The sequence below is a fragment of the Pseudomonas sp. VE 267-6A genome, from assembly GCF_024126555.1.
Taxonomy (GTDB): Bacteria; Pseudomonadota; Gammaproteobacteria; order Pseudomonadales; family Pseudomonadaceae; genus Aquipseudomonas; species Aquipseudomonas palmensis.
The window spans coordinates 73,802-97,785 of record NZ_JAMYBY010000007.1; the positions used below are offsets into that span (position 1 = coordinate 73,802).

The 23,984-nt window shown below is 65.5% G+C and carries 24 protein-coding genes; 11 read left to right on the forward strand and 13 right to left on the reverse strand.

Annotation, left to right across the window (positions count from 1 at the left end):
• Positions 1–23 precede the first annotated feature (23 nt).
• The 6 genes from mazG to NJH59_RS09790 form a co-directional block, all read right to left on the reverse strand.
• The gene (gene mazG, locus NJH59_RS09765) at positions 24–854 is read right to left on the reverse strand and encodes a nucleoside triphosphate pyrophosphohydrolase (RefSeq protein ID WP_043862555.1); all 831 of its coding nucleotides are present in this window, start codon (positions 852–854) and stop codon (positions 24–26) included.
• Between the two features lie 94 nt (positions 855–948).
• Positions 949–3,189, reverse strand: a complete 2,241-nt coding sequence (gene relA / locus NJH59_RS09770; RefSeq protein WP_054914700.1) for a GTP diphosphokinase — start codon at positions 3,187–3,189, stop codon at positions 949–951.
• A gap of 98 nt (positions 3,190–3,287) precedes the next feature.
• Positions 3,288–4,646: a 23S rRNA (uracil(1939)-C(5))-methyltransferase RlmD gene (gene rlmD / locus NJH59_RS09775; RefSeq protein ID WP_043862557.1), complete on the reverse strand. Its 1,359-nt coding sequence runs from the start codon at positions 4,644–4,646 to the stop codon at positions 3,288–3,290.
• Positions 4,646–5,548, reverse strand: coding sequence for a cysteine synthase CysM (cysM, locus tag NJH59_RS09780; RefSeq protein ID WP_162484876.1), 903 nt, complete (start codon positions 5,546–5,548; stop codon positions 4,646–4,648). The genes rlmD and cysM overlap by 1 nt, the downstream gene beginning before the upstream one ends.
• Positions 5,549–5,723: 175 nt before the next feature.
• Positions 5,724–7,070, reverse strand: coding sequence for a sensor histidine kinase (locus tag NJH59_RS09785; RefSeq protein ID WP_043862559.1), 1,347 nt, complete (start codon positions 7,068–7,070; stop codon positions 5,724–5,726).
• Positions 7,071–7,787, reverse strand: coding sequence for a response regulator transcription factor (locus NJH59_RS09790; protein WP_043862560.1), 717 nt, complete (start codon positions 7,785–7,787; stop codon positions 7,071–7,073).
• A gap of 213 nt (positions 7,788–8,000) precedes the next feature.
• Between NJH59_RS09790 and NJH59_RS09795 the strand changes: the two genes are divergently transcribed.
• The 4 genes from NJH59_RS09795 to NJH59_RS09810 all read left to right on the forward strand — a co-directional run bounded on the left by NJH59_RS09795 (position 8,001) and on the right by NJH59_RS09810 (position 12,681).
• Positions 8,001–10,754: a response regulator gene (locus NJH59_RS09795; protein ID WP_043862561.1), complete on the forward strand. Its 2,754-nt coding sequence runs from the start codon at positions 8,001–8,003 to the stop codon at positions 10,752–10,754.
• Between the two features lie 67 nt (positions 10,755–10,821).
• Complete coding sequence (locus NJH59_RS09800) at positions 10,822–11,811, forward strand: 2-hydroxyacid dehydrogenase (protein WP_043862562.1); 990 nt, start codon at positions 10,822–10,824, stop codon at positions 11,809–11,811.
• Positions 11,812–11,842: 31 nt separating this feature from the next.
• Entirely contained in the window at positions 11,843–12,280 is a 438-nt protein-coding gene (locus NJH59_RS09805) for a hypothetical protein (RefSeq protein ID WP_058541001.1), read from the forward strand.
• A gap of 8 nt (positions 12,281–12,288) precedes the next feature.
• Entirely contained in the window at positions 12,289–12,681 is a 393-nt protein-coding gene (locus NJH59_RS09810) for an META domain-containing protein (protein WP_078479811.1), read from the forward strand.
• Positions 12,682–12,766: 85 nt separating this feature from the next.
• Here NJH59_RS09810 and NJH59_RS09815 read toward each other — a convergent pair whose 3' ends face one another.
• Positions 12,767–13,231: a TlpA disulfide reductase family protein gene (locus NJH59_RS09815; protein ID WP_043862565.1), complete on the reverse strand. Its 465-nt coding sequence runs from the start codon at positions 13,229–13,231 to the stop codon at positions 12,767–12,769.
• An 87-nt stretch (positions 13,232–13,318) separates the two neighbouring features.
• Here NJH59_RS09815 and arsC point away from each other — a divergent pair, with 87 nt between their 5' ends.
• The 3 genes from arsC to NJH59_RS09830 are packed head-to-tail and all read left to right on the forward strand — an operon-like array spanning position 13,319 to position 14,671.
• The gene (arsC, locus tag NJH59_RS09820; protein ID WP_054914702.1) at positions 13,319–13,672 is read left to right on the forward strand and encodes an arsenate reductase (glutaredoxin); all 354 of its coding nucleotides are present in this window, start codon (positions 13,319–13,321) and stop codon (positions 13,670–13,672) included.
• Positions 13,669–14,274: an NAD(P)H:quinone oxidoreductase gene (gene wrbA / locus NJH59_RS09825; RefSeq protein WP_043862567.1), complete on the forward strand. Its 606-nt coding sequence runs from the start codon at positions 13,669–13,671 to the stop codon at positions 14,272–14,274. The genes arsC and wrbA overlap by 4 nt, the downstream gene beginning before the upstream one ends.
• Positions 14,267–14,671, forward strand: a complete 405-nt coding sequence (locus NJH59_RS09830; RefSeq protein WP_058540998.1) for a DUF2069 domain-containing protein — start codon at positions 14,267–14,269, stop codon at positions 14,669–14,671. Before wrbA ends, NJH59_RS09830 begins: the two co-directional genes overlap by 8 nt.
• 114 nt (positions 14,672–14,785) lie before the next feature.
• On the opposite strand, the gene NJH59_RS09835 is transcribed toward NJH59_RS09830, so the two are convergent.
• Together NJH59_RS09835 and ttcA are read right to left on the reverse strand one after the other, a co-directional pair.
• Positions 14,786–15,457 carry a DNA-3-methyladenine glycosylase I gene (locus tag NJH59_RS09835; protein ID WP_253086724.1) on the reverse strand — a complete coding sequence of 224 codons (672 nt, stop codon included), beginning with the start codon at positions 15,455–15,457 and terminating at the stop codon, positions 14,786–14,788.
• A gap of 5 nt (positions 15,458–15,462) precedes the next feature.
• The gene (gene ttcA / locus NJH59_RS09840; RefSeq protein WP_054914704.1) at positions 15,463–16,287 is read right to left on the reverse strand and encodes a tRNA 2-thiocytidine(32) synthetase TtcA; all 825 of its coding nucleotides are present in this window, start codon (positions 16,285–16,287) and stop codon (positions 15,463–15,465) included.
• Positions 16,288–16,555: 268 nt separating this feature from the next.
• Between ttcA and NJH59_RS09845 the strand changes: the two genes are divergently transcribed.
• Positions 16,556–17,155 carry a Yip1 family protein gene (locus NJH59_RS09845; protein ID WP_043862571.1) on the forward strand — a complete coding sequence of 200 codons (600 nt, stop codon included), beginning with the start codon at positions 16,556–16,558 and terminating at the stop codon, positions 17,153–17,155.
• 128 nt (positions 17,156–17,283) lie between these two features.
• A complete protein-coding gene (locus NJH59_RS09850; RefSeq protein WP_043862572.1) occupies positions 17,284–17,778 on the forward strand; it encodes a SprT family zinc-dependent metalloprotease in 495 nt (164 codons plus the stop codon).
• Positions 17,779–17,889: 111 nt separating this feature from the next.
• Here the strand turns inward: NJH59_RS09850 and NJH59_RS09855 are convergent, their stop codons facing one another.
• From NJH59_RS09855 to NJH59_RS09870, 4 genes are all read right to left on the reverse strand, one after another.
• Entirely contained in the window at positions 17,890–19,218 is a 1,329-nt protein-coding gene (locus NJH59_RS09855; RefSeq protein ID WP_054914705.1) for a dicarboxylate/amino acid:cation symporter, read from the reverse strand.
• 298 nt (positions 19,219–19,516) lie between these two features.
• Positions 19,517–20,863: an ATP-binding protein gene (locus NJH59_RS09860; protein ID WP_043862574.1), complete on the reverse strand. Its 1,347-nt coding sequence runs from the start codon at positions 20,861–20,863 to the stop codon at positions 19,517–19,519.
• Complete coding sequence (locus tag NJH59_RS09865; protein ID WP_043862575.1) at positions 20,860–21,537, reverse strand: response regulator; 678 nt, start codon at positions 21,535–21,537, stop codon at positions 20,860–20,862. Before NJH59_RS09865 ends, NJH59_RS09860 begins: the two co-directional genes overlap by 4 nt.
• Positions 21,538–21,648: 111 nt before the next feature.
• On the reverse strand, positions 21,649–22,251 hold the full coding sequence (locus tag NJH59_RS09870; protein WP_043862576.1) for a membrane protein: 603 nt from the start codon (positions 22,249–22,251) through the stop codon (positions 21,649–21,651).
• 132 nt (positions 22,252–22,383) lie between these two features.
• Between NJH59_RS09870 and NJH59_RS09875 the strand changes: the two genes are divergently transcribed.
• Positions 22,384–23,175, forward strand: coding sequence for a dienelactone hydrolase family protein (locus NJH59_RS09875; RefSeq protein ID WP_253086725.1), 792 nt, complete (start codon positions 22,384–22,386; stop codon positions 23,173–23,175).
• 101 nt (positions 23,176–23,276) lie between these two features.
• Positions 23,277–23,978: a 4'-phosphopantetheinyl transferase gene (locus NJH59_RS09880; RefSeq protein WP_078479803.1), complete on the forward strand. Its 702-nt coding sequence runs from the start codon at positions 23,277–23,279 to the stop codon at positions 23,976–23,978.
• Positions 23,979–23,984 lie beyond the last annotated feature (6 nt).

Genomic DNA, 23,984 nt, shown 5'->3' on the forward strand with positions numbered 1-23,984 from the left:
TGTTCACTCACTTATGCAACAGCTCAGCCGCAGCTGGGCAGGTTCTTTTCCTGACGTTTGGCTTCGCCCCAGAGCGCGTCCAAGTCTTCGAGGGTGCAATCTTCAATCGGACGCCCCATGTCGCGCAATGCCTGTTCGATAAAACGGAAACGTCGTTCGAACTTGCGATTGGCGCCACGCAGGGCGTTTTCCGGGTCCAGCTTGAGGTGACGGGCCAGGTTGACGGTGGCGAACAGCAAATCGCCCACCTCGTCGGCCAGCGCCGCCGGGTCGTTGTCGGCCATGGCCTGGAGTACTTCGTCCAGCTCCTCGCGCACCTTGTCCAGCACCGGCAACGGGTCGTCCCAGTCGAATCCGACCTGGGCCGCACGCTTTTGCAGTTTGGCCGCACGCGACAGGGCCGGCAAGGCCGCCGGCACGTCGTCGAGCAGCGACAGTTGTTCGGGCTCGCCCTTTTCGGCGCGCTCCTGGGCCTTGATCTCTTCCCAGCGCTGCTTGACCTGCTCTTCATCGAGCCGTGGCAGATCCAGCGGCGCATGGAGCTCGCCGGTGGGGAACACGTGCGGGTGGCGACGGATCAGCTTGCGGGTGATGCTGTCGATCACTCCGGCGAATTCGAAACGGCCCTCTTCACGGGCCAGCTGGGCGTAATACACCACCTGGAACAGCAGGTCGCCCAGTTCGCCCTGCAAGTGTTCGAAGTCGCTGCGCTCGATGGCGTCGGCCACCTCGTAGGCTTCTTCGAGGGTGTGCGGGATGATCGTGGCGTAGGTCTGCCTGAGGTCCCACGGGCAGCCGTACTGCGGGTCGCGCAGGCGGGCCATGAGGTGGAGCAGGTCGTCTAGGGTGTACATCGTGTGCTCTCTGTTCGGCAGGTCTGGCCACATCGCGGGTCAAGCCCGCTCCCACAAGGATCCTGCAGGAGCGGGCCTGCCCGCAATGGCGCCCTCAAGGCGTACGGTTGCGCCGCGTCTCGATGATGTTGGGCAACTGCGAAATGCGCCCCAGCAAGCGCCCCAGGGCGTCCAGGCCCGGGATCTCGATGGTCAGCGACATCAGCGCAGTGTTGTCCTCCTTGTTCGAACGGGTGTTCACCGCCAGCACGTTGATGCGCTCGTTGAGCAGCACCTGCGACACGTCGCGCAGCAGGCCCGGGCGGTCATACGCACGCACGATGATGTCCACCGGGTAGGTCTGCACCGGCACCGGGCCCCAGCTGACCTGGATGATGCGCTCCGGCTCGCGACCGGCCAGTTGCAGCACCGAGGCGCAGTCCTGGCGGTGAATGGTCACCCCACGGCCCACGGTGATGTAGCCGACGATGGCATCGCCCGGCAGCGGCTGGCAGCACCCGGCCATCTGCGTCAGCAGGTTGCCCACGCCCTGGATCTGGATATCCCCGCGCTTGCCCGGCTTGTAGCCGGTGGCCTTGCGCGGCACCAGCTCGATGTGGTCGATGCGGTCCGGCTCCACCAGTTGCTGCGCGGCGTTGACCAGGTGCGCCAGGCGCAGGTCGCCGGCGCCCAGCGAGGCGAACATGTCTTCGGCAGTCTTGAGGTTGGCCTTTTCGGCCAGGCGCTCGAAGTCCACCTGCGGCAGGCCCAGGCGGTTGAGTTCGCGCTCGAGCAAGGTCTTGCCGGCGGCGACGTTCTGGTCGCGGGCCTGCAGCTTGAACCAGTGCACGATCTTGGCCCGCGCCCGCGAGGTGGTGACGTAGCCCAGGTTCGAGTTCAGCCAGTCACGGCTCGGGTTGCCGTGCTTGCTGGTGATGATCTCCACCTGCTCGCCGGTCTGCAGGCTGTAGTTGAGCGGCACGATGCGCCCGTTGATCTTGGCGCCCCGGCAGTTGTGGCCGATCTCGGTGTGCACGCGGTAGGCGAAGTCCAGCGGCGTGGCGCCCTTGGGCAGGTCGATGGCGTGGCCGTCGGGTGTGAACACGTACACCCGGTCCGGCTCGATATCCACGCGCAGCTGTTCGGCCAGGCCGCCGATGTCCCCCAGTTCCTCGTGCCATTCCAGCACCTGGCGCAGCCACGATATCTTCTCTTCGTAGTGGTTGGAGCTGGGCTTGACGTCGGTGCCCTTGTAGCGCCAGTGCGCGCAAACGCCCAGTTCGGCCTCCTCGTGCATGGCATGGGTGCGGATCTGCACCTCCAGCACCTTGCCCTCGGGGCCGATCACCGCGGTGTGCAGCGAGCGGTAGCCGTTCTCCTTGGGGTTGGCGATGTAGTCGTCGAACTCCTTGGGGATGTGCCGCCACAGGGTATGCACGATGCCCAGCGCGGTGTAGCAGTCGCGCATCTCGGGCACCAGCACGCGCACGGCGCGCACGTCGTAGATCTGGCTGAACTCCAGGCCCTTGCGCTGCATCTTGCGCCAGATCGAATAGATATGTTTGGCCCGGCCGCTGATGTCGGCCTTGACGCCCGTGGCCAGCAGCTCGTTCTGCAGCTGGTTCATCACGTCGCTGATGAAGCGCTCGCGGTCGAGCCGGCGCTCGTGCAGCAGCTTGGCGATCTGTTTGTACTGGTCGGGTTCCAGGTAGCGGAACGAGAGGTCTTCAAGCTCCCACTTGATGTGGCCGATGCCCAGGCGGTGGGCCAGCGGCGCGTAGATGTCGAACACCTCGCGGGCCACGCGGTTGCGCTTCTCGTCGTCGGCGCCCTTCACCGCACGAATGGCGCAGGTTCGTTCGGCCAGCTTGATCAGCGCCACGCGCACGTCGTCGACCATCGCCACGAGCATCTTGCGCAGGTTCTCGACCTGCGCCTGCGAGCCCAGCACCAGCGAATGGCGCGGACTGAGGCTGGCACTGATGGCCGCCATGCGCAGCACGCCGTCGATCAGCTTGGACACCACCGGGCCGAAACGCTGGCCCACCTCGGCCAGGGTCACCTTGCCTTCACGCACCGCACGGTAGATGACCGCCGCCACGAGGGAGTCCTGGTCGAGCTTGAGGTCGGCGAGAATCTCGGCGATCTCCAGGCCCGCCTGGAAGCTCGAGGTACCGTCGGCCCAGGAATGCTTGGCCGGGTTACCTTTTTTCTCTATGTCCTGAGCGAACTCGCAGGCCGCCTTGAGGGCTTCCCGGTCCAGCGCCAGGTCGACGCTGACCACATGATCCAGCCATGCTTCGAGATTGATACTGCCGTCGGTGTTGACCGGCTGGTGCACTCTCACCTGTACCATCTTTGTTTACCTTTCCCTACAGCGCATGCTCATGCGCTTGAAAACACGGGTGTCGCCCCTGCCAGATCGAAGGGGCGACACCGGGCGGGCCAGCGTCGCTAACCCACCTCGAATAACGCCATGGCCTCGACATGCGCAGTCTGCGGAAACATGTCGAGGATCCCGGCACATTTTAACCGGTACCCCTGCTTGACCAGCTCGACGGTGTCGCGGGCCAGCGTCGCCGGGTTGCACGACACGTAGACCAGACGTCGGGCGCCAAGTGCGGCGATGTTGCGCACCACCTCGAAGGCACCGTCGCGCGGTGGGTCCAAGAGTACCGCACAAAAGCCTCCTGCCGCCCAGCCTGAAGTCGCCAGAGGCTGGGATAAATCGGCCTGAAAAAACTGCGTGTTATGCAGTTTGTTGCGTTGGGCATTGGCCGCGGCCCGGTCGACCATGGCCTGCACCCCTTCCACCGCCACCACTTCGCGGGCCTGCCGGGCCAGCGGCAGGGCAAAGTTGCCAAGGCCGCAGAACAGGTCCAGCACACGCTCGTCGGCCTGTGGCGCAAGCCATGCCAGGGCCTGCTCGATCATCGCGGTGTTGACCTGGGCATTGACCTGCACGAAGTCACCTGGCCTGTAGGCCAATTCCAGGTTCCACGGTTCCAGGGTAAACCCTAGCGTGTCCGCTGGATTGGCCGGGGCCGGTTGCCCCTCACCTTGTAACCAGAGTTGTACACCCGCCTCGCTGCAGAACGCCTGCAAACGTGCCAGGTCGGCCTCGACCAGTGGCGCGGTATGGCGCAGCAGCAGTGCCAGGGCGGTACCGCTGAACAGCTCCACGTGCCCCACCACCTGTGGCTTGCTCAGGCTCTGCAACAGCAGCGGCAGGTGACGCAGTATCGACTGCAAGGGTTGTACCAGCACCGGGCAGTCGTCGATGGCGACGATGTCCTGGCTGGCTTCGGCGCGAAAGCCCACGTCGAGCTTCCGGGCCTTGGCGTCCCAGCGCACCGCCACGCGGGCGCGCCGGCGGTAACCGAATTCGGGGCCGGACAACGGCGCGGCCCACTGCTCGGGCACCACGCCGGCCACCCGCTGCAACTGCTCGGCCAGCAGGCGCTGCTTGAGTTCGAGCTGAGCGGCATGGGGCAGGTGCTGCAGGTTGCAGCCGCCACAGCGATCGAAGTGCTTGCACGGCGCCGGGCGCCGCGCCTCGCTGGCGCTGAACACACGCTCCAGGCGTGCCTCGACCACCTTGCCGTGGGCATTGAGCACCCGTGCCTCGACCTCTTCACCGGCCAGGGCGCCGCTGACGAACCAGGTGCGCCCTTCGAAGAAGGCGATGCCGCGGCCGTCACCGGCCAGGCGCTCGATGCTCAGGCGCTGCTTCTTGCCCGTTGGCACCTGGGGCGCACGGGTACCACCGGTCGGCTGGAAGCGCAGACCGCCATTGCGTTTGGCCTTGGACATCAGTTGGCCGCGTCGAAGATGCCGGTCGACAGGTAACGGTCGCCACGGTCACAGATGATCGCCACCATTACCGCGTTTTCCAGCTCGCGCGACAGGCGCAGCATGGCCGCCACCGCACCACCGGAGGACACGCCACAGAAAATGCCCTCTTCGCGGGCCAGCCGGCGGGTGGTTTCTTCGGCTTCGCTCTGGGCCATGTCGACCACACGGTCGACGCGGCTGGCGTCGAAGATCTTCGGCAGGTACTCGTGGGGCCAGCGGCGGATCCCGGGGATCGCCGAGCCTTCCATCGGTTGCAGGCCGACGATCTGCACGTTGGGGTTCTGCTCCTTGAGGTAGCGCGAGCAGCCCATGATGGTGCCCGTGGTGCCCATGGAGCTGACGAAATGGGTGATGCTGCCGCCGGTCTGCTGCCAGATTTCCGGGCCGGTGCTGACGTAGTGGGCTTCGGGGTTGTCACCGTTGCCGAACTGATCGAGCACCTGGCCACGGCCTTCGGCCTGCAGGCGCTCGGCGAGGTCGCGGGCGCCCTCCATGCCTTCTTCCTTGCTGACCAGGATCAGCTCGGCGCCGTAGGCGGTCATGGCGGCCTTGCGTTCGGCGCTGGAGTTGTCGGGCATGATCAGGATCATCTTGTAGCCCTTGATCGCCGCTGCCATCGCCAGGGCGATACCGGTGTTGCCGGAGGTTGCCTCGATCAGCGTGGCGCCTGGCTTGATCTGCCCGCGCAGTTCGGCACGGGTGATCATCGACAACGCCGGCCGGTCCTTGACCGAGCCTGCCGGATTGTTGCCTTCGAGCTTGAGCAGGAGGGTATTGCTGGTCTCGCCGGCCATGCGCTGCAGGCGAACCAGGGGCGTGTTGCCGACGCAATCGGCGATGGTAGGGTACTGCAAGGTCATGGCGTATTTCGCAATCCAGACTGCGGGGGCGCCTATCATACCGGCAAACGGCTTTGGCCCATATCACGCAATGGTTGAGGGTTATAGCCGAGGGATATAAGCAGCCCGCGCGCAGCAACTTGAAACGGTGGTGGTGCATTGGCCGGCAAGGCCGGCGCCTACAGCCGCAGCGGTGCTAGATCACCGCTGGCAGCTGCATGTTCACCCGCAAGCCCTTGGCATTGTTCTGCGCCCACAGCTGCCCGCTCTGACGCTGCAGGGCATTGCGCGCAATGCTCAGGCCCAGGCCGAAGCCGCCGTTCCCCGGCCGCGAGTCGTCCAGGCGGGTGAACGGCGCAAAGATGTGTTCCAGCTGGGCCTCGTCCACGCCTCCGCCTTCGTCCTCCAGCCACAGCAGCCACTGGCCCCCCTGGCGGCTTCCCGCCAGGCGTATCACCCCGCCCGGCGGCGAGTGGCGAATGGCATTGCGCAGAATGTTCTCCAACGCCTGGGCCAGGCTGTTGAGGTTGCCCTGCACCCAGCAGTCGGCCCCCAGCGTGCACACCAGTTGCTCCCGCGGCCAGCCACTTTCGAAGCAGGCATCCTCCGCCAGCATCTCCCACAACGCCTGCACCTGGATCGGTTCGCTGACCAACTGCGTGCGCTCGGCGTCCAGCCAGGCCAGCTGCAGGGCGTCTTCCACCAGGCGCTGCATGTTGTCCACTTCCCGGCCCAGGCGTTCGCGCAGCGCCTCCAGGTCGGTCTCGCCCTCGCTGGCCACCCGCAGGCGGCTCAGCGGCGTGCGCATTTCATGGGACAGGTCGCGCAGCAACTGCTGCTGCAGGGCCACCGTGCCCTGCAGGCGCTCGGCCATGTCGTCGAAGGCGCGCCCCAGCTCGCCGAACTCGTCCTTGCGGCTGGTGGTGTCGCTGGCCACCCGCGCGGTGAGCCGGTCGGCGCGCCAGGCATTGGCCTGCTCGCGCAACTGGCTCAGCGGGCGAATCAGCATGCGATACAGGCCCACGCAGAACACCAGGGTCAGCAAGCCGGGGATCAGGCCGTTGGTGACCATTCGCCAGAACAGCATGTTCAGGCGCCCCGGCATCAGCCGCTGCGGCAGTTCGATCACCAGGCTGCCCAGGCTGGAGTCGTCCGGGAACGGCACGAGCATCCACGGCGAGCGCGCCGAATGCCGGCTTACCGGCCAGTCGGTGCCGCGCAGAAACGTCAGGCGCTGGCTCTGGGCGTCGGTCAGCGGCACGCTGCCCAGCGATTGCAGATCGCTGCCGATCACGCCCACGAAACCGCGCTCGCGCTCGTGCATCTGCGTCAGCCACGCATCCACGCCGGCCTGCCCGCCGCGGCGCACGGCGTTTTCGGCCTCGCGGGCGTAGTCTTCCAGGGTGGCGCGCGCCTTGGGCGACAGGTAGGCGTTGCGGATCTCCATGTGCCGGCCCCACTGCCAGCTCAGGGCAATCATCAGCAGGCAGAACACCACCAGCAGCAAGGCCAGCTTCCAGAACAGGGAATGACGGCTGAGCACCTACAGGTCCTCGCTGGCGCTGAGCACATAGCCCTTGCCCCACACCGTGCGCACCTGGCGCTCCAGGTAACCGATGGCCTTGAGCTTGCGGCGGATCTGGCTCACGTGCATGTCCAGGCTGCGGTCATGCCGGGCATAGCCGCGCTGCAATACGTGCTGATAAAGGAATGCCTTGCTCAACACCTCTTCATGGCTGCGGTGCAGGGTGTCGAGCAGGCGGTACTCGCTTAAGGTCAGGCCGGCCCGCTGCTGCCCGTGGAGCACATCGCAGGCCAGTTCATCGAACACCAGTTCGCCTGCGGGCGTGCCCTCCCCCGGCTGGTGCCGGCGCTCCAGCGCCACCCGCCGCAGGATCGCCTCGATCCGCACGCGCAGCTCGACCATGCTGAACGGTTTGGGCAGGTAGTCGTCGGCGCCGCGCTGGAAGCCGGTGATGCGATCGCCTTCGGCGCCCAGCGCCGACATCAGGATCACCGGTATCGAGCTCTTCTCGCGCAGCCGCGCCAGGGCATCCAGCCCGTTCAGGCCGGGCAGCAGGATATCCATCAGCACCACATCGAAGCTGCGCTGGCGAGCCATCTGCAGCCCTTCGCGGCCATCGCGGCACCAGGTCACCAGAAACCCGCTGCGCTCGAGCTGCTCGTGCAGGTGGGCACCCAGGACCGGATCGTCCTCGATGGCAAGTATGTTTGAGGCGTTAATGGCGACGGGATTCATTGGCGGGTGCTAGCAATTCTCAATCGCTCGATTATTGAGCATTCCCCCCATGCAAGCAACACGCGCCGACAAAAGCACCTGCGCCTCCTACAATCGACAAAAACAGATACAAATGAGTGCATTAGATACACAGTCGCGGTAATTTTCAGAGTTGGGTCGTCGGAACATGCCGACGAAGGTCCTACAGCGCTAACCGAGCACAGGAGAGTGGGCGTGCTGAATCGATTGGGAATCAGAAGCCGCGTACTGCTGCTCGCCCTGCTCCCGGCCAGCATGATGGCGCTGGTGCTGGGTGGTTACTTCACCTGGTTGCAGCAAAGCGAACTGCAGGCCCAGCTGCTGCAACGCGGTCGCATGATCGCCGAGCAACTGGCGCCCCTGGTGGCCCCGGTGCTGGCCCGCAACGATTCGGCGCAGCTCGAGCGCATCGCCGCCGAGGCGCTGGAGCAGGCCGACGTGCGCGCCGTGTCGTTTCTGCACCCCGACCGCAGCCACCTGGCCCACGCCGGCCCGAGCATGCTCAACCAGCAGCCCAGCGGTGGCGGCACCCAGTTGCTGCAACGCAGCGGCAACGATGCCACGCGCTACCTGTTGCCGGTGTTCGGCCGCCATCGCGAGCTGGCCGGCGAACGGGTTCCCGGTGAAGCCGACCGCCTGCTGGGCTGGGTCGAGATCGAGCTGTCCCACGATGGCACGCTGCTGCGCGGCTACCGCAGCCTGTTCGCCAGCCTGCTGCTGATTCTGGTGGGCCTGGGCGCGACCGCCCTGCTGGCGCTGCGCATGAGCCGCACCATCAACGGCCCCATCGGGCAGATCAAGTTCGCGGTCAACCAGCTCAAGGACGGCAACCTCGAACAGCGCCTGCCGAGCCTGGGCAGCCATGAGCTGGATGAACTGGCCAATGGCATCAACCGCATGGCCGAAACCCTGCACAACGCCCATGAAGAGCTGCAGCACAGCATCGACCAGGCCACCGAGGACGTGCGCCAGAACCTTGAGACCATCGAGATCCAGAACATCGAGCTGGACATGGCGCGCAAGGAAGCCCTGGAAGCCAGCCGCATCAAGTCCGAATTCCTGGCCAACATGAGCCACGAGATCCGCACGCCGCTCAACGGCATCCTGGGCTTTACCCACCTGCTGCAGAAAAGCGAACTGACCCCGCGCCAGCTCGACTACCTGGGTACCATCGAAAAATCCGCCGACAGCCTGCTGGGAATCATCAACGAGATCCTCGACTTCTCCAAGATCGAGGCAGGCAAGCTGGTGCTCGACAGCATCCCGTTCAACCTGCGCGACCTGATCCAGGACACCCTGACCATCCTCGCCCCGGCGGCCCACGCCAAGCAGCTCGAACTGGTCAGCCTGGTGTACCGCGACACCCCGCTGTCGCTGGTGGGCGACCCGCTGCGGCTCAAGCAGATCCTCACCAACCTGGTGAGCAACGCGATCAAGTTCACCCGCGAAGGCACCATCGTTGCCCGCGCCATGCTCGATGACGAAACCGAAGACAGCGTGCAATTGCGCATCTGCGTGCAGGACACCGGCATCGGCCTGTCCAGCCAGGATGTGCGTGCCCTGTTCCAGGCCTTCAGTCAGGCCGACAACTCGCTGTCGCGCCAGCCCGGCGGCACCGGCCTGGGGCTGGTGATCTCCAAGCGCCTGATCGAACAGATGGGCGGCGAGATCGGCGTCGACAGTACCCCGGGCGAGGGGTCGCAGTTCTGGATCAGCCTCAACCTGCCCAAGGCCCGCGACGACGCCGAGGACCTGCCACCCCAGGCGCTGCAAGGCCGGCGCATGGCAATCGTGGACGACCACGAACTGGCCCGCCAGGCATTGGCGCACCAGATGCAGGACTGCGGCCTGGACGTGACCACCTTCACCACCAGCGAGCAGCTGCTCAAGGGCATCGAGGCCGCCTTCCTTGCCGGCCAGCCGTTCGAGCTGGCGATCATGGGGGTCAACCTGCAATCGCTGGCGCCCGAGCGCCTGGGCCAGTACATCCAGCGCCTGGAGCACTTTGCCTGTCAGGCCCTGGTGCTGTGCCCCACAACCGAACAGGCGCTGTACCACCCGCACCTGCCCAATGCCCACGGCCAGTTGCACGCCAAGCCTGCGTGTACGCGCAAGGTGCGCCGGGCCCTGCTCGAGCTGGTGCAGCCCAGGCGTACCAGCGGCGAATACAAGGTGCCCAGCGGCCAGCGCCAACCCCGCGTGCTGTGCGTGGACGACAACCCGGCCAACCTGCTGCTGGTGCAGACCCTGCTCGAAGACCTCGGCGCCGATGTGCTGGCGGTGGACAGCGGCCATGCGGCGATCAGCGCAGTGCAGGACGAGCACTTCGACCTGGTGCTGATGGACGTACAGATGCCGGTGATGGACGGGCGCGAATGCACCGAACAGATCCGCCAGTGGGAGGCCACGCGCAGCGCCCCGGCCTTGCCGATCGTGGCCTTGACCGCGCATGCCATGGCCAACGAGAAGCGCGCCCTGCTGCACAGCGGCATGGACGACTACCTGACCAAGCCGATCAGTGAGCGCCAGCTGGCCCAGGTGGTGCTGAAGTGGACCGGCCTGCAACTGGGCAGCCCGACCAACGAGCGCGGCGCCGAACTGCCGGTCGACGGCAACGACCTGAAGGTGCTGGACCCTGAGGAAGGCCTGCGCCTGGCGGCAGGCAAGCCGGACCTGGCCGCCGACATGCTGGCCATGCTGCTGGCTTCGCTGGATGCCGACCGCGACGCGATCCGCTGCGCCCGCGAGGCCGACGACCGCCACGCCACCATCGAGCGCGTGCACCGCCTCAATGGCGCCACGCGCTATTGCGGCGTACCGCAGCTGCGCGCCGCCTGCCAGCGCAGCGAAACCCTGCTCAAGCAGGACGACCCCGAGGCCCAGCGTGCCCTCGACGAACTGGACCAGGCCATCAACCGCCTGACGACCGTGGCCCGCCAGAGCGCCTGATCTCTGGCAAGGCCCGGGCCTTGCCGGTTGGTTACACTGACGGCATCCGACCCTTGGGAACCATGCCATGCAAGCCTTGCTCTTCAGCAGCCAACACTATGACCAGGACAGCTTCAGCAGCGCGCCAGGGGCCACGCAACTGGCGCTGCACTTTCAAGGCGCGCGCCTGACCGAAGACACCGCGGCACTGGCCGAAGGCTACGAGGTGGTGTGCGCGTTCATCAACGACGACCTCTCGGCGCCGGTGCTGAGCCGCCTCAAGGCCGGCGGCACGCGCCTGATCGCGCTGCGCTCGGCCGGCTACAACCATGTCGACCTGGCCGCCGCCAAGCGCCTTGGGCTGACGGTGGTGCGGGTGCCGGCCTACTCGCCGCATGCGGTGGCCGAACACGCCGTGGCCCTGATTCTTGCCCTCAATCGCCGCCTGCACCGTGCCTACAACCGCACTCGCGAGGGCGATTTCAGCCTGCACGGGCTGACCGGTTTCGACCTGCACGGCAAGACCGTCGGCGTGGTCGGCACCGGCCAGATCGGCCTGGCGTTTGCGCGGATCATGGCAGGCTTCGGCTGCCAGCTGCTGGCGTACGACCCCTACCCCAACCCCGAGGTGGAGGCGCTGGGTGCACGTTACCTGGACCTGCCGGAGCTGCTGCGCGAATCGCGCATCATCAGCCTGCACTGCCCGCTCACGCCGCAGACCCGGCACCTGATCAACCCGCAGAGCCTGGCCAGCCTGCAGCCGGGCGCCATGCTGATCAATACCGGGCGCGGCGCGCTGGTCGACACACCGGCGCTGATCGACGCGCTCAAGAGCGGCCAGCTCGGCTACCTGGGGCTGGACGTGTACGAGGAAGAGGCGCAGATCTTTTTCGAGGACCGCTCCGACCTGCCGTTGCAGGACGACGTGCTGGCGCGGCTGCTGACCTTCCCCAACGTGATCGTGACCGCGCACCAGGCCTTCCTGACCCGCGAGGCACTGGCGGCGATCGCCGCCACCACGCTGGAGAACATTGCCCGCTGGGCGGCAGGCAATCCGCAGAATCTGGTCGAGGGATGATGCTAGGATACGCGCCATATTTGGAGGACCCATGGTCGAACACGATTTCCGCTACACCCTGTTCAATCCGCAACACACCCTGATCGAATGCCGCTCGCTGGTACCCGGTCGCTATCAGGTCACCGGCAACGGTGGCTCGATCCAGAAAGGCGACGTACTGCTGGTGACCCTCAAGGGCAGCAAGACCCTGTCGATGCGCCTGACGGTCGAGACCGTGCGCCACCTGATCAACCCCACCGGCCAGTGGGTGGCGGTAGCGGCGGGCCCGGTGTTCGGCGAGCTGGCGATTCATGCATGGCAGGTCAACTGCGATGGCTGCCAGGCCACCCTGGACTTCGAATTCGCCGTGGATGCCAAACTGGGCACCAAGGCGCAGAAGCCGGCGGCCGTGGCGCGCATCGCCGAATTGGGTTGGTGCACACAGGGCGACAAGCACCTGTGCCCGAAATGCCAGGAGGCTGCAAAGTGAAACCCGTGATGGTCTGTGCAGCGGTGGTCGCGACCCTGGCCGGTTGCGCAGCCGAGCCGATGAAGCTGCAACAGGAACAGAGCTACGTGCTGGAGTGGATTGGCGAACGTCCGCTGATCGACTACAGCCACCTGACCCTGACGCTGGCCGAGGATGGCCGGGCGTATGGCAATGCCGGCTGCAACCACTGGTTTGCGCCGTACACGCTGGACGGCGAGAAACTCAGCTTTGGCCCGGTGGGCAGCACGCGCAAGCAGTGCGCGCCGGCGCTGATGGAGCAGGAAAAGCGCTTTCTGAAGGCGCTGGAGACCGTGCAGCGCTGGGACATCTCGCCGATCGAGCAGGTGCGCTTCTGGCCCGAACAGGGCAAGCCGCTGCGCTTCTGGCCTGAGGAAGGCTGACAGCCCGCATCGCCTGCATCGCGGGCCAGGCCCGCCCCCACAACGCTGTGGGAGCGGGCTTGACCCGCGATGGGCGCACCGCCGATCAGGCGCCCTTTAGCACCTTGATCTTCTCGGCCAGCCCCTCGGCTGTCTGCTCGCCCATCAACTGCTCACGCACCTTGCCCTTGTCGTCGATGATGTAGGTCACCGGCAGTGCCTCGCTGCGCGGCAGGTCGTAGCGCTCGGCCGGGTCGTCGGCCAGCACGGTGAAGTCGATGCCCAGCGCCTGGCTGGCCTTTTTCAGCTCATCGCCGCGCAAGCCGTCGAAATTCACCCCCAGTACGGTGATCCCCTGCGCCTGCCAGTCCTTGGCGGCTGCGTTCAGTTCGGGGATCTCGGTGCGGCACGGCCCGCACCATTCGGCCCAGTAGTTGAGCACCACCCAGCGCCCTTCGATCTGCTCGGCTTTCACCGCATTGCCGTTCTGGTCGAGGCCGTAGTCCACACCGCATCCGCCGAGCAACAGGCTCGCGGTGATGGCCAGGGCTGCTGCCAATCGCCTTGTCATGGGTCAATCCTTCTTCAAGATTCAGGCAAAATGCCAATTCGCTGCGGTTAGAATAGCCGCCACCCCCTGCCGGATGCGACCCCGAACATGACCGAACTGACCCTGTATCACAACCCGCGCTGCTCCAAGTCCCGTGGCGCGCTGGAATTGCTCGAAGCCCGTGGCCTGACCCCGGAGGTGGTGCGCTACCTGGAAACCCCACCCGACGCCGCCACCCTCAAGGCCCTGCTCGGCAAGCTGGGCATCGGCGCACGCCAGCTGCTGCGCAGTGGCGAAGACGAATACAAGACCCTGGGCCTGGCCGACCCGGCCCTGAGCGACGACCAGTTGATCGACGCCATGGCCCGGCACCCCAAGCTGATCGAACGCCCGATCCTGGTGGCGGGCAACAAGGCCGTGATTGGCCGGCCGCCCGAGAAGGTGCTGGAGATTCTGCCGTGAGCGCGCCCTATATCCTGATCCTGTTCTACAGCCGCCACGGCTCCACCAGCGAAATGGCCCGGCAGATTGCCCGTGGCGTCGAACTGGGTGGGCTGGAGGCGCGCCTGCGCACGGTGCCGGCGATTTCCACCGAGTGTGAAGCGGTGGCCCCCGACATCCCCGAGAACGGCGCGCTGTATGCCACCCTCGACGACCTGCGCCATTGCTCGGGCCTGGCCCTGGGCAGCCCGACGCGCTTCGGCAACATGGCCGCGCCGCTCAAGTATTTCATCGACGGCACCAGCAGCCTGTGGCTGAGTGGCGGGCTGGTGGGCAAGCCAGCGGCGGCGTTCACCTCCACGGCCAGCCTGCATGGCGGCCAGGAGTCGACCCTGCTGTCGATGCTGCTGCCGCTGATGCACCACGGCATGCTGATCATGGGGCTGCCCTACAGCGAATCGGCGTTGCTCGACACCCGGGGCGGCGGCACGCCGTATGGCGCCAGCCACCATGCCGGGGCCGATGGCAAGCGCGACCTGGACGCCGACGAGATCGCCCTGTGCCGTGCCCTGGGCCAGCGCCTGGCGAGCACTGCCAAACTGCTGGAGAACGGCCGTGGCTAAGAAGCCCAAGGTGCTGCCGCCGCTGGAGTGGCTGGAGCCACGTGTGCGCGCTACCCGGGTGCTGAGCCTGGTGGCGTTTTTCAGCCTGATGGCGTTGCTGACGGTGAACAACCTGTGGTTCGCCAACCTGCACGGCGCGCGCGTGGGGGTAATCCTGGCCATCGAGCTGGTGCCGTTGCTGCTGGTGCTGCCGGGCATGCTGATGGGCAGTGCACGGGCCCATGCGTGGACGTGCTTCGTGGTGAACCTGTACTTCATCAAGGGCGTGCTGGCCGCGTTCGACCCGGCGCGGGCGCTGCTGGGGTGGCTGGAAGTGGGGATCAGCCTGGTGCTGTTCGTGAGTGCGCTGCTGTTTGTGCGCTGGCGCTTTCAGTATGAGCGGCGGGTGGCAATGTAGGAGCCGGCATTGCCGGCGAAGGGCTGCAACGCAGCCCTGTAGCATCAGACTGAATCGCGTTGCGGCCTTCGCTGGCAAGGCCAGCTCCTACAGGCGATTGCGACACCGTCGATCTCAATGGTTGACGGTATACGCCAGCATCATCGACAACTGGCACATCGGCCGCCCGCTCTGGGCATGCCACTGGTTGAACGCCTGCTGCACGGTGGCCAGGTCGCGCTGGCTGGTCGGCTGCCGGTCGATCACATCCTGCGCCACCAGCGCCGCCACCACGTCATTGCTCGGCACGAAGGTGTCCTTGCCGACCATGCGCAGAAAACGCGGCGCCGACAGCCCGCCCATCTGGTTGCCCTGCTTGGCCAGGTACTTCCACAGGCCGACGATGTCGGTCACCGGCCAGTCGGCGATCAACGCACCGAAACTGCCCTTCTCCCTGGCCACGTCGAGCATGAACTGCGCATTGCGCGGCACGCTCTTGAGCTTGCCCAGGTAGCGGATGATGCGGGTGTCCTGCATCAGCCGCTCCAGGTGCTCGGCGCCCATCAGCACCACCTTCTCTGGGTCGAAGCCAAAGAACACCTGCTCGAACGCCGGCCACTTGGCGTCCACCAGGCTGTGCTTGAGCCCGGCGCGAAACACCCGCAGGGCCATGGTCGAGAGGTAGCGGTCGTCGCTGATCTGGCGCAGCTGCGCCGGGCTCAACGGCTCGGGCAGGTGCGCCTCGAGCGCCGCCGCCGAACCGAAGCGGTTCAGGCAGAATTCATGCAGCCACTGATAATCGCGCATGCCGGTCAGAGGTTCAGAACATCGACGAACCGTGGGGTGGCGGTTTCATCGATGCGCAGGTTGGTGAAGTCGAACAGGTTGCGGTCCGCCAGCTGCGACGGCACCACGTTCTGCAGGCCGCGGAAGATGCTCTCGGTGCGTCCCGGGGTCTTGCGCTCCCACTCCACCAGCATGTCCTTGACCACCTGGCGCTGCAGGTTTTCCTGCGAGCCGCACAGGTTGCACGGGATGATCGGGAATTGCTTCATGTCCGAGTAGGCCTGGATGTCCTTCTCGGCGCAGTAGGCCAGCGGACGGATCACCACGTTGCGACCGTCGTCGGCGCGCAGCTTGGGCGGCATGGCCTTGAGCGTGCCGTTGAAGAACATGTTGAGAAAGAAGGTCTCGACGATATCGTCGCGGTGATGCCCCAGGGCCATCTTGGTCGCACCGATCTCGTCGGCGAAGGTGTACAGCGTGCCGCGACGCAGGCGCGAGCACAGCGAGCAGGTGGTCTTGCCTTCCGGGATCAGTTCCTTGACCACCGAATAGGTGTCCTTCTCGACGATGTGGTACTCGATGCCCAGGGTCGCGAGGTAGGCCGGCAGGATGTGCTCGGGGAAGCCTGGCTGCTTCTGGTCCATGTTGACCGCGACGATGTCGAACTTGATCGGCGCCACTTTCTGCAGGTGCAGCAGAACATCGAGCATGGTGTAGCTGTCTTTGCCGCCCGACAGGCAGACCATGACCTTGTCGCCCTCTTCGATCATGTTGAAGTCGGCGACGGCTTCGCCGGCAAGGCGACGCAGGCGTTTTTGCAGTTTGTTCTGGTTGACCGAAAGGGTGCCCATGGCGATTGAATCCGCAAGGTGTGACAAAAGCGGCACATTTTACGCACAAACCTGACGCTCGCGTAGCCCATCCGATAAAGACTGCAAGGAAATGAAGCGCCGCGCTTACAGCGCAATTTGCTCTAAAAAAGCGGATTTGTGCAGCGAACCCCTTCCTATACTGCGTCATAAGGCCACAGCAAGCGTGACCTGATCCCGTCAGGCCCAGCCACTGGGCCGCGCAAGCGCTCCGCTGGGGGGCGATGGCAACAACGAGGGAGTGACTGGCATGATCCATCACGTTCTGGGGCTGTTCACCCATCCTGACCAGGAATGGAAAGAAATCCGTGGCGAAGACGAAACCATCAGCCACATGTACCTGACCCACACCTTGATACTGGCGGCGATACCCGCCGTTTCCGCGTTCATCGGCACCACCCAGGTGGGCTGGGTGATCGGCAACCGCGCACCGGTCATGCTCACCGTCGACAGTGCGATCTGGATGACCGTGATGTCCTACCTGGCCATGCTGGGCGGCGTCGCGGTGATGGGCGCCTTCATCCACTGGATGGCGCGCACCTACGACGCCACCCCGAGCATGGCCCAATGCATCGCGTTCGCCACCTACACCGCCACCCCGCTGTTCATCGGCGGCCTGGCGGCGCTGTACCCGCACCTGTGGCTGGGAATGATCGTCGGCACGGCAGCCATCTGCTACACGGTGTACCTGCTGTACGTGGGCCTGCCGACCTTCATGAACATCCCGTCCGACGAGGGCTTTCTGTTCTCGAGTTCGGTGCTGGCGGTGGGGCTGGTGGTGCTGGTTGCCATCATGGCCTTCACCGTGATCGTCTGGGGACTGGGCGTGGGGCCCGTCTATACCAGCTAGACAATACGCCAACCTAGGGGCTGTACCCATCAGGCCGCCGCAAGGCGGCTTGATGCTGTGCGGACCAGCGGTCTCGGCAGCGCCGCCCGGGTTGCGGCATAATTGCCGGCCAGGAGTGTCCAACCGATATGCCAGAGCTGCTCAATTCCCGCGTCGAAAGCTGTTACCAGCAAGCCGAAAGTTTTTTCAAGCGCCCCTTCCTGCGTCCCGAGGTGAGCTTCAAGCTGCGCGGGCAGAAGGCCGGTGTCGCGCACCTGCACGAAAACCTGCTGCGCTTCAACCTGCAGCTGTACCGCGAGAACAGTGAAGACTTCCTGCGCCAGACCGTACCCCACGAAGTCGCGCACCTGGTGGCGCATCAACTGTTCGGCGACCGCATCCAGCCCCATGGCGAGGAGTGGCAGCTGATCATGCGCGGGGTGTACGAGCTGCCACCCAACCGCTGCCACAACTATGCAGTCAAGCGCCGCAGCGTGACCCGCTACATCTACAAGTGCCCATGTGCGGGCAGTGACTTTCCGTTCTCGGCGCAGCGCCACGGGCTGGTGCGTCAGGGGCGGCGGTATCTGTGCCGGCGGTGTCGGCAGACGCTGGTGTTCACCGGCGAGACGCGGGTGGAGTAGACGCTTCGCCGGCAAGCCAGCGCCCTGCAGGAGCCAGCCTTGCGGCGAAGACGCCTGCACAGGCACAAAAAAAAGCCCATCCGAAGATGGGCTTTTTGCGTTTGGCTAACCTCAGCCCTGGCGTACCGCACCTTCGGCGACACCCAGGTCGTCGGTAGGACGGGTGTCGACCAGCGGCGAACCACCCGAAGCCAGCTCAGCTTGCAGCTTGTCTTCGTCCAGTTCGTTGACCCACTTGGCCACCACCACGGTTGCCACCGCGTTGCCGATCAGGTTGGTCAGGGCGCGGGCTTCGGACATGAAGCGGTCGATACCCAGGATCAGCGCCAGGCCGGCAACCGGCAGGTGGCCGACCGCCGACAGGGTCGCGGCCAGCACGATGAAGCCGCTGCCGGTAACGCCTGCAGCACCCTTGGAGGCCACCAGCAGCACCAGCAGCAGGGTGATCTGGTGGGTGATGTCCATGGTGGTGTCGGTGGCCTGGGCGATGAACACCGCAGCCATGGTCAGGTAGATCGAGGTGCCGTCCAGGTTGAACGAGTAGCCGGTCGGGATCACCAGGCCAACCACCGATTTCTTCGCGCCCAGACGCTCCATCTTGGCCAGCATGCGTGGCAGGGCCGACTCGGACGACGAGGTGCCGAGCACGATCATCAGCTCTTCACGGATGTAGCGGATCAGCTTGAGTACGCTGAAACCGTGGGCACGGGCGATGCCGCCCAGAATCACCAGGATGAACAGCAGGCAGGTGATGTAGAAGCAGGCCATCAGGTAGCCCAGCTGCACCAGCGAACCCACGCCGTACTGGCCGATGGTGAAGGCCATGGCACCGAAGGCACCGATCGGGGCCAGCTTCATGATCATGTTGATGATGTTGAACATGACGTGGGCGAAGCGGTCGATCAGGTCCAGCAGCGGCTTGCCGTAGGCACCCAGGCGGTGCAGGGCGAAACCGAAGATCACCGAGAACATCAGCACCTGCAGGATGTCGCCGTTGGCGAAGGCACCGACCACGGTGTTGGGGATGATGTTGAGCAGGAAGCCGACGGTGGTCTGCTGCGCACCGGCGGCGGCATAGGCAGCCACGCTGCTGGCGTTGAGGGTGGTCACGTCGATGTGCATGCCGGCACCCGGCTTTACCACGTTGACCACGACCAGGCCGATGATCAGCGCGATGGTCGAGACGATTTCGAAGTAGAGCAGCGCGTAGCCGCCGGTCTTGCCGACCGATTTCATGCTTTGCATGCCGGCGATGCCGCTGACCACGGTGCAGAAGATGATGGGGGCGATGACCATCTTGATCAGTTTGACGAAACCGTCACCCAGCGGCTTGAGCGCCACACCGGTGTCGGGATAGAAGTGACCCAGCAAGATACCGATGGTGATGGCGATGATCACCTGGATATACAGCGATTTGTACAGCGGCTGACGCGTCGTCATGGCTATTTTCCTCAATGTGCCGGCCCATCCTTCCCAGGAGGCGATCGGCACCTAAAGCGCGAACCCTCCTGCATTGGAGGGATTTGTTGTGTCGAGCTGCGTGGCAATGCTCTGCGGAGTCAATAGCAAGGCTGATGCCAGGATGTGCCAAGGCGGTGCAAACACCCTGTTTCAGGGCATTTCGTGCACCGCAAGGCAGCAAGGCAGGACGCGCCAGTTGGCGGATTTCCGCCCGGCACTCAAAGAATAGACCCGATGATGGCGGTAATCCGCCCACTGGGCGGAATGTGACAGGCGCTCAGTCGAGCGGAAAGCGGATACGGAAGGCTGCGCCGCCCAGGGGCGAATCGTCGAGAGTGAGGGTGGCGTCGTAGCTCTCGATGATGTCCTTGACCACCGCCAGGCCGATGCCCTGCCCCGGGTACTGGCGATCGAGGCGCTCGCCCCGCTGCAGGATACGTTCGCGCTGGTGCACCGGTACGCCCGGGCCGTCGTCCTCGACACACAGCTCCAGCGCCGTGTCGCTGACCCGCAGGCTGATGCGGATCTGCCCCAGGCACAGACGGTAGGCGTTTTCCAGCAGGTTGCCGAGCAGTTCGAGCAATGCGCCCTGCTCCATGGGTACCAGTGCCTGGTCGGGCACTGCATAGGTGATGTGCACCTGCTTGTCGCGGTAGACCTTGGCCAGGGTGCTGCACAGGCTGTCGAGCAGCGGGTGCAAGGCCACCTGGTGGCGCACCAGGCCGCTCTTGCGCAGGCTGGCGCGCTGCAACTGGTAGTCGATCTGCTGGCTCATGCGCTCGATCTGGCTCTGCAGCACCCGCGCCTGCTCGCGCTCGCCTTCGCGCTGGGCCATGCTTTCGCTGACCCCTTGCAGCACCGCCAGCGGGGTCTTGAGGCTATGCGCCAGGTCATCCAGCGAGTCGCGGTAGCGCCCGCGCTGCTCGCGCTCGCTGCGCAGCAGGCGGTTGAGCGAGCCGGTCAGGCGCAACAGCTCGCGCGGGTGTTCGGCACTGAGGCCCTCGCGGGCGCCGGACTCCACGTCGTCCAGCTCCACGCTCATGCGCCGCAGCGAGCGCAGGCCCCAGGTCAGCCCGGCCCAGAGCAGCAGCATCAGGGCCAGCAGCGCCGCGCCAAAGCCCAGGTAGAGCTTCTCTTGCAGGCCGTTGAGGGTTTGCTGGTACTCGCGCACCGGTTGCAGGGCAACGATGCTGAAGGCCGCGCTCTTGCCGCCCAGCAGCTTGACCTCCACGTCATAGACGAAGAACTCCTCGCCGTGGTCCTGGCGGATGCGCGCGAACTCGTTGCCGCGTCCGTCGTAGCGGGGTGTGTAGTTGATGTTCTCGTCGTTGGTGGCACGCGAACGCCACACCAGGTTGCCCTGGCGGTCGTAGATGTAGCCGAGCAGGCGGCTGTCGGGCAGGTTGAATTTCTCGTCCGGCAGCAGATCTGGCATCTGCAGCTTGCCGCCGTCTATGCGCGCCGCCGAGATCAGCGTGGTCACGTCCGAGGCCAGGCGCTGCTCGATGGACTCCTGCAGGGCCAGGCTGAAGGCCTTCTGCAGGGCCGGCAACAGGGCCAGCATGAACAGCAGCGCCAGCACCGCTGCGGCCAGCATCAGACGCAGGCGCAGCGAACGAATCACAGGCAGCGCTCGGTGAACAGGTAGCCCAGGCCACGTACCGTGTCGATGGGCTTGAAGCCGTTGTCGCCCTCGAGCTTGCGGCGCAGGCGGCCGATCAGCACTTCTATCACGTTGGGGTCACGCTCGCCGTCGTCGGGGTACAGCTGCTCCATCAGACGGTCCTTGGCCACCACCTGCTGGTGATGGCGCATCAGGTATTCGAGGATGCGGTATTCGTAGGCGGTCAATGCCAGGGGCTGGTCGTCGAGCAGCGCCTGCTTGCGGTTGAGGTCCAGGCGCAGGGGGCCGGCGATGATGGTCGACTGGGTGAAGCCGCTGGAGCGGCGCAGCAGCGCATTCAGTCGCGCCTCCAGCTCTTCGAACTGGAACGGCTTGACCACGTAGTCGTCGGCACCGGCGGCCAGGCCTTCGACCTTGTCCTGCCAGTTGCCACGGGCGGTGAGAATCAGGATAGGAAATGTCTTGCCCTGGCTGCGCAGTTGGCGGATCAGGTCCAGCCCGCTCATGCCCGGCAGGCCCAGGTCGACGATGGCCAGGTCGTGATTGAACTGTTCGGCCTGGTACAGCGCCTCCTCGGCATTGGCCACCGCTTCGACCACATGCCCGCTTTCGCTCAGACGGCTGAACAGGTGATGCCGCAACAGGGCTTCATCCTCGACCACCAGCAGTTTCATACGCTCCTCCATAACCAGGCCCGGCCTGCTTGGCCGGGCATCTCGCTACATAACGGCAGAATAACAGCGAACCGGCCAGAGTGAAGGCCGGTTCGGGTATTGCGCGGGGGTTCAGAACAGGTAGTTGGCCGACAGGTAGGTTTGCGCGCTGCTTTTCAGGCGCAGGGCACCGAGCTTGTCGCCGTCGTGCTCGGACAGTTCGGTGGTGGCGTTGCTGCGCAGGTAGCGGTAGCCCAACTCGACCGAAGCATTGCTGCTGACCTGTTGCAGTACGCCAGCCTGCAGGCCGTAGGCGTAGCCGGTGTCGGTGTCGCGGCTGTAGCCGGAGGATTCCTGGCTGAGCTTGGTCACGCCCAGGCTCGCACCGCCGAATGCCTTGGTGCTGCTACCCAGCGGATAGAACACGTCGTAGCTGCCCAGCAGGTTTTCCTGGCGCATTTTCAGGCCGCTGTGGTTGTTGGAGACGTTGTCGTAGGTGAGGTAGTAGCGGCCCTGGTCGTTCTGCTGACCAATGCGCGCACCCCAGGTGCCGTCCTTGCTGATGATGCCGTCGGTGTTGAGGTGGTCGGTGTTGCTGCTGAGCAAGCCGGACTTCTTGATCTTGTCGCTGGTCTGGCCGTAGGTGAGGCCGGCGAAGGTGGTGTCGGCAGCCTGTACCAGGGAGCTGGCACCCAGCATGGTGATGGCGATCAGTACGGTATTGAGGCTTTTCATGAGTGTGTACTCCAGAGTGATGCGCGGTGTTTGTGTGGGAGCTAGAGTAAGCAGGGCGCCCTGAACCGCCGCTGAATGCTGGCTGAACCCCGGCTGAACGAGCGGGCATCAACGGAAAAAAGGAGACTGACCATGCGTTACCTGCTCGCACTTGCCCTGATCGGCGCCACTGGCCTGGCCCAGGCCTCGGTGCAAACCCGCCAGATCGACTACCAGGACGCCGACGGCAAGCGCCTGGTGGGCTACTACGCCTATGACGACGCCGTGAAGGGCGAACGTCCCGGGGTGGTGGTGGTGCACGAATGGTGGGGGCTGAACGACTATGCCAAGCGCCGTGCCCGCGACCTGGCCGGGCTGGGCTACAGCGCGCTGGCCATCGACATGTATGGCGACGGCAAGAACACCGAGCACCCGGCCGATGCGCAGGCGTTCATGGCGGCGGCCCTGAAAGACCCGAAGACGGCGGCAACACGCTTCGATGCCGGGGTCGAGTTGCTGAAGATCCAACCGCAGACCAACCCCGACAAGATCGCCGCCATCGGCTACTGCTTCGGCGGCAAGGTGGTGCTGGACGCTGCGCGGCGCAGTGAGCCGCTGGCGGGGGTGGCGAGCTTTCACGGAGCGCTGGTGACGGCCACGCCGGCAACCAGCGGCAGTGTGAAGGCGCCGTTGCTGGTGGAGCATGGCGCCAGCGACAGCATGGTCACGCCCGAGCAGGTGGCTGCGTTCAGGAAGGAGATGGAGGCAGCCGGCGCCGACCTGAAGTTCGTGAGCATCCCGGGGGCCAAGCATGGCTTCACCAACCCGGATGCCGACCGCCTGAGCCACGGCGAGCACGGCGGGCCGGATATCGGCTATGACAAGGCCGCCGATGAAAGCTCGTGGGCAGACCTGCAGGTGTTCTTGAAGAAGGTGTTTGACTGAAGCCCGCTTGGCGGCAACGCTGGCTCCTGCGGCAGGCCGCGTGAACCTGTAGGTGCCAGCGTTGCTGGCGAAGGCTCGTGGGCCACGGCACAATAGCGCCCATGAATCGACTCCCGCACTGCTGCGCCCCGCTCCAGCACCACTGGCCCCTGCCCCACCCGGTCCCCGGTGCGGTGCTGGTCAGCTGCGCCTTCGACCCGGCCAACCTCGCCGCCGATGACTTCCGGCGCGCCGCCATCGAACCCACCCCCAGCCTGCAACGCTCGGTGGCCAAGCGCCAGGCCGAGTATCTGGCCGGCCGCGTGTGCGCCCGCGCCGCCCTGCAGCGCCTGGACGGGCGCGACTACCTGCCCGCCACCGGCGACGACCGCGCCCCCCTATGGCCGGCCGGCATCAGTGGCTCGATCACCCACGGCAAGGGCTGGGCGGCCGCCGTGGTGGCCCGCAGCAGCGACTGCCAGGGCCTGGGCCTGGACCAGGAAAACCTGCTGGAGGCCGAACGCGCCGAACGCCTGATGGGCGAAATCCTCACTGCCGATGAGCTGCAGCGCATGGACCGCAGCCAGCTGAGCCTGACCACCACGCTGACCTTCTCCCTCAAGGAAAGCCTGTTCAAGGCGCTGTACCCCATAGTGCGCAAGCGCTTCTATTTCGAGCACGCCGAACTGCTGGAGTGGTCCGCCGATGGCCACGCCCGCCTGCGCCTGCTCACCGACCTGTCGCCGCTGTGGTGCCACGGCCGGGAAATCCAGGGGCAGTTCAGCCTGCAGGGCGATCAGCTGCTGAGCCTGGTCAGCGTGTGAGCCGCA

Coding starts and splice junctions, on each gene's coding strand:
- mazG (WP_043862555.1), bottom strand. CDS start 854: ATGTACACCCTAGACGACCTGCTCCACCTCATGGCCCGCCTGCGCGAC.
- relA (WP_054914700.1), bottom strand. CDS start 3,189: ATGGTACAGGTGAGAGTGCACCAGCCGGTCAACACCGACGGCAGTATC.
- rlmD (WP_043862557.1), bottom strand. CDS start 4,646: ATGTCCAAGGCCAAACGCAATGGCGGTCTGCGCTTCCAGCCGACCGGT.
- cysM (WP_162484876.1), bottom strand. CDS start 5,548: ATGACCTTGCAGTACCCTACCATCGCCGATTGCGTCGGCAACACGCCC.
- NJH59_RS09790 (WP_043862560.1), bottom strand. CDS start 7,787: ATGAATCCCGTCGCCATTAACGCCTCAAACATACTTGCCATCGAGGAC.
- NJH59_RS09800 (WP_043862562.1), top strand. CDS start 10,822: ATGCAAGCCTTGCTCTTCAGCAGCCAACACTATGACCAGGACAGCTTC.
- NJH59_RS09805 (WP_058541001.1), top strand. CDS start 11,843: ATGGTCGAACACGATTTCCGCTACACCCTGTTCAATCCGCAACACACC.
- NJH59_RS09810 (WP_078479811.1), top strand. CDS start 12,289: ATGGTCTGTGCAGCGGTGGTCGCGACCCTGGCCGGTTGCGCAGCCGAG.
- NJH59_RS09815 (WP_043862565.1), bottom strand. CDS start 13,231: ATGACAAGGCGATTGGCAGCAGCCCTGGCCATCACCGCGAGCCTGTTG.
- arsC (WP_054914702.1), top strand. CDS start 13,319: ATGACCGAACTGACCCTGTATCACAACCCGCGCTGCTCCAAGTCCCGT.
- NJH59_RS09835 (WP_253086724.1), bottom strand. CDS start 15,457: ATGCGCGATTATCAGTGGCTGCATGAATTCTGCCTGAACCGCTTCGGT.
- ttcA (WP_054914704.1), bottom strand. CDS start 16,287: ATGGGCACCCTTTCGGTCAACCAGAACAAACTGCAAAAACGCCTGCGT.
- NJH59_RS09845 (WP_043862571.1), top strand. CDS start 16,556: ATGATCCATCACGTTCTGGGGCTGTTCACCCATCCTGACCAGGAATGG.
- NJH59_RS09850 (WP_043862572.1), top strand. CDS start 17,284: ATGCCAGAGCTGCTCAATTCCCGCGTCGAAAGCTGTTACCAGCAAGCC.
- NJH59_RS09855 (WP_054914705.1), bottom strand. CDS start 19,218: ATGACGACGCGTCAGCCGCTGTACAAATCGCTGTATATCCAGGTGATC.
- NJH59_RS09865 (WP_043862575.1), bottom strand. CDS start 21,537: ATGAAACTGCTGGTGGTCGAGGATGAAGCCCTGTTGCGGCATCACCTG.
- NJH59_RS09870 (WP_043862576.1), bottom strand. CDS start 22,251: ATGAAAAGCCTCAATACCGTACTGATCGCCATCACCATGCTGGGTGCC.
- NJH59_RS09875 (WP_253086725.1), top strand. CDS start 22,384: ATGCGTTACCTGCTCGCACTTGCCCTGATCGGCGCCACTGGCCTGGCC.
- NJH59_RS09880 (WP_078479803.1), top strand. CDS start 23,277: ATGAATCGACTCCCGCACTGCTGCGCCCCGCTCCAGCACCACTGGCCC.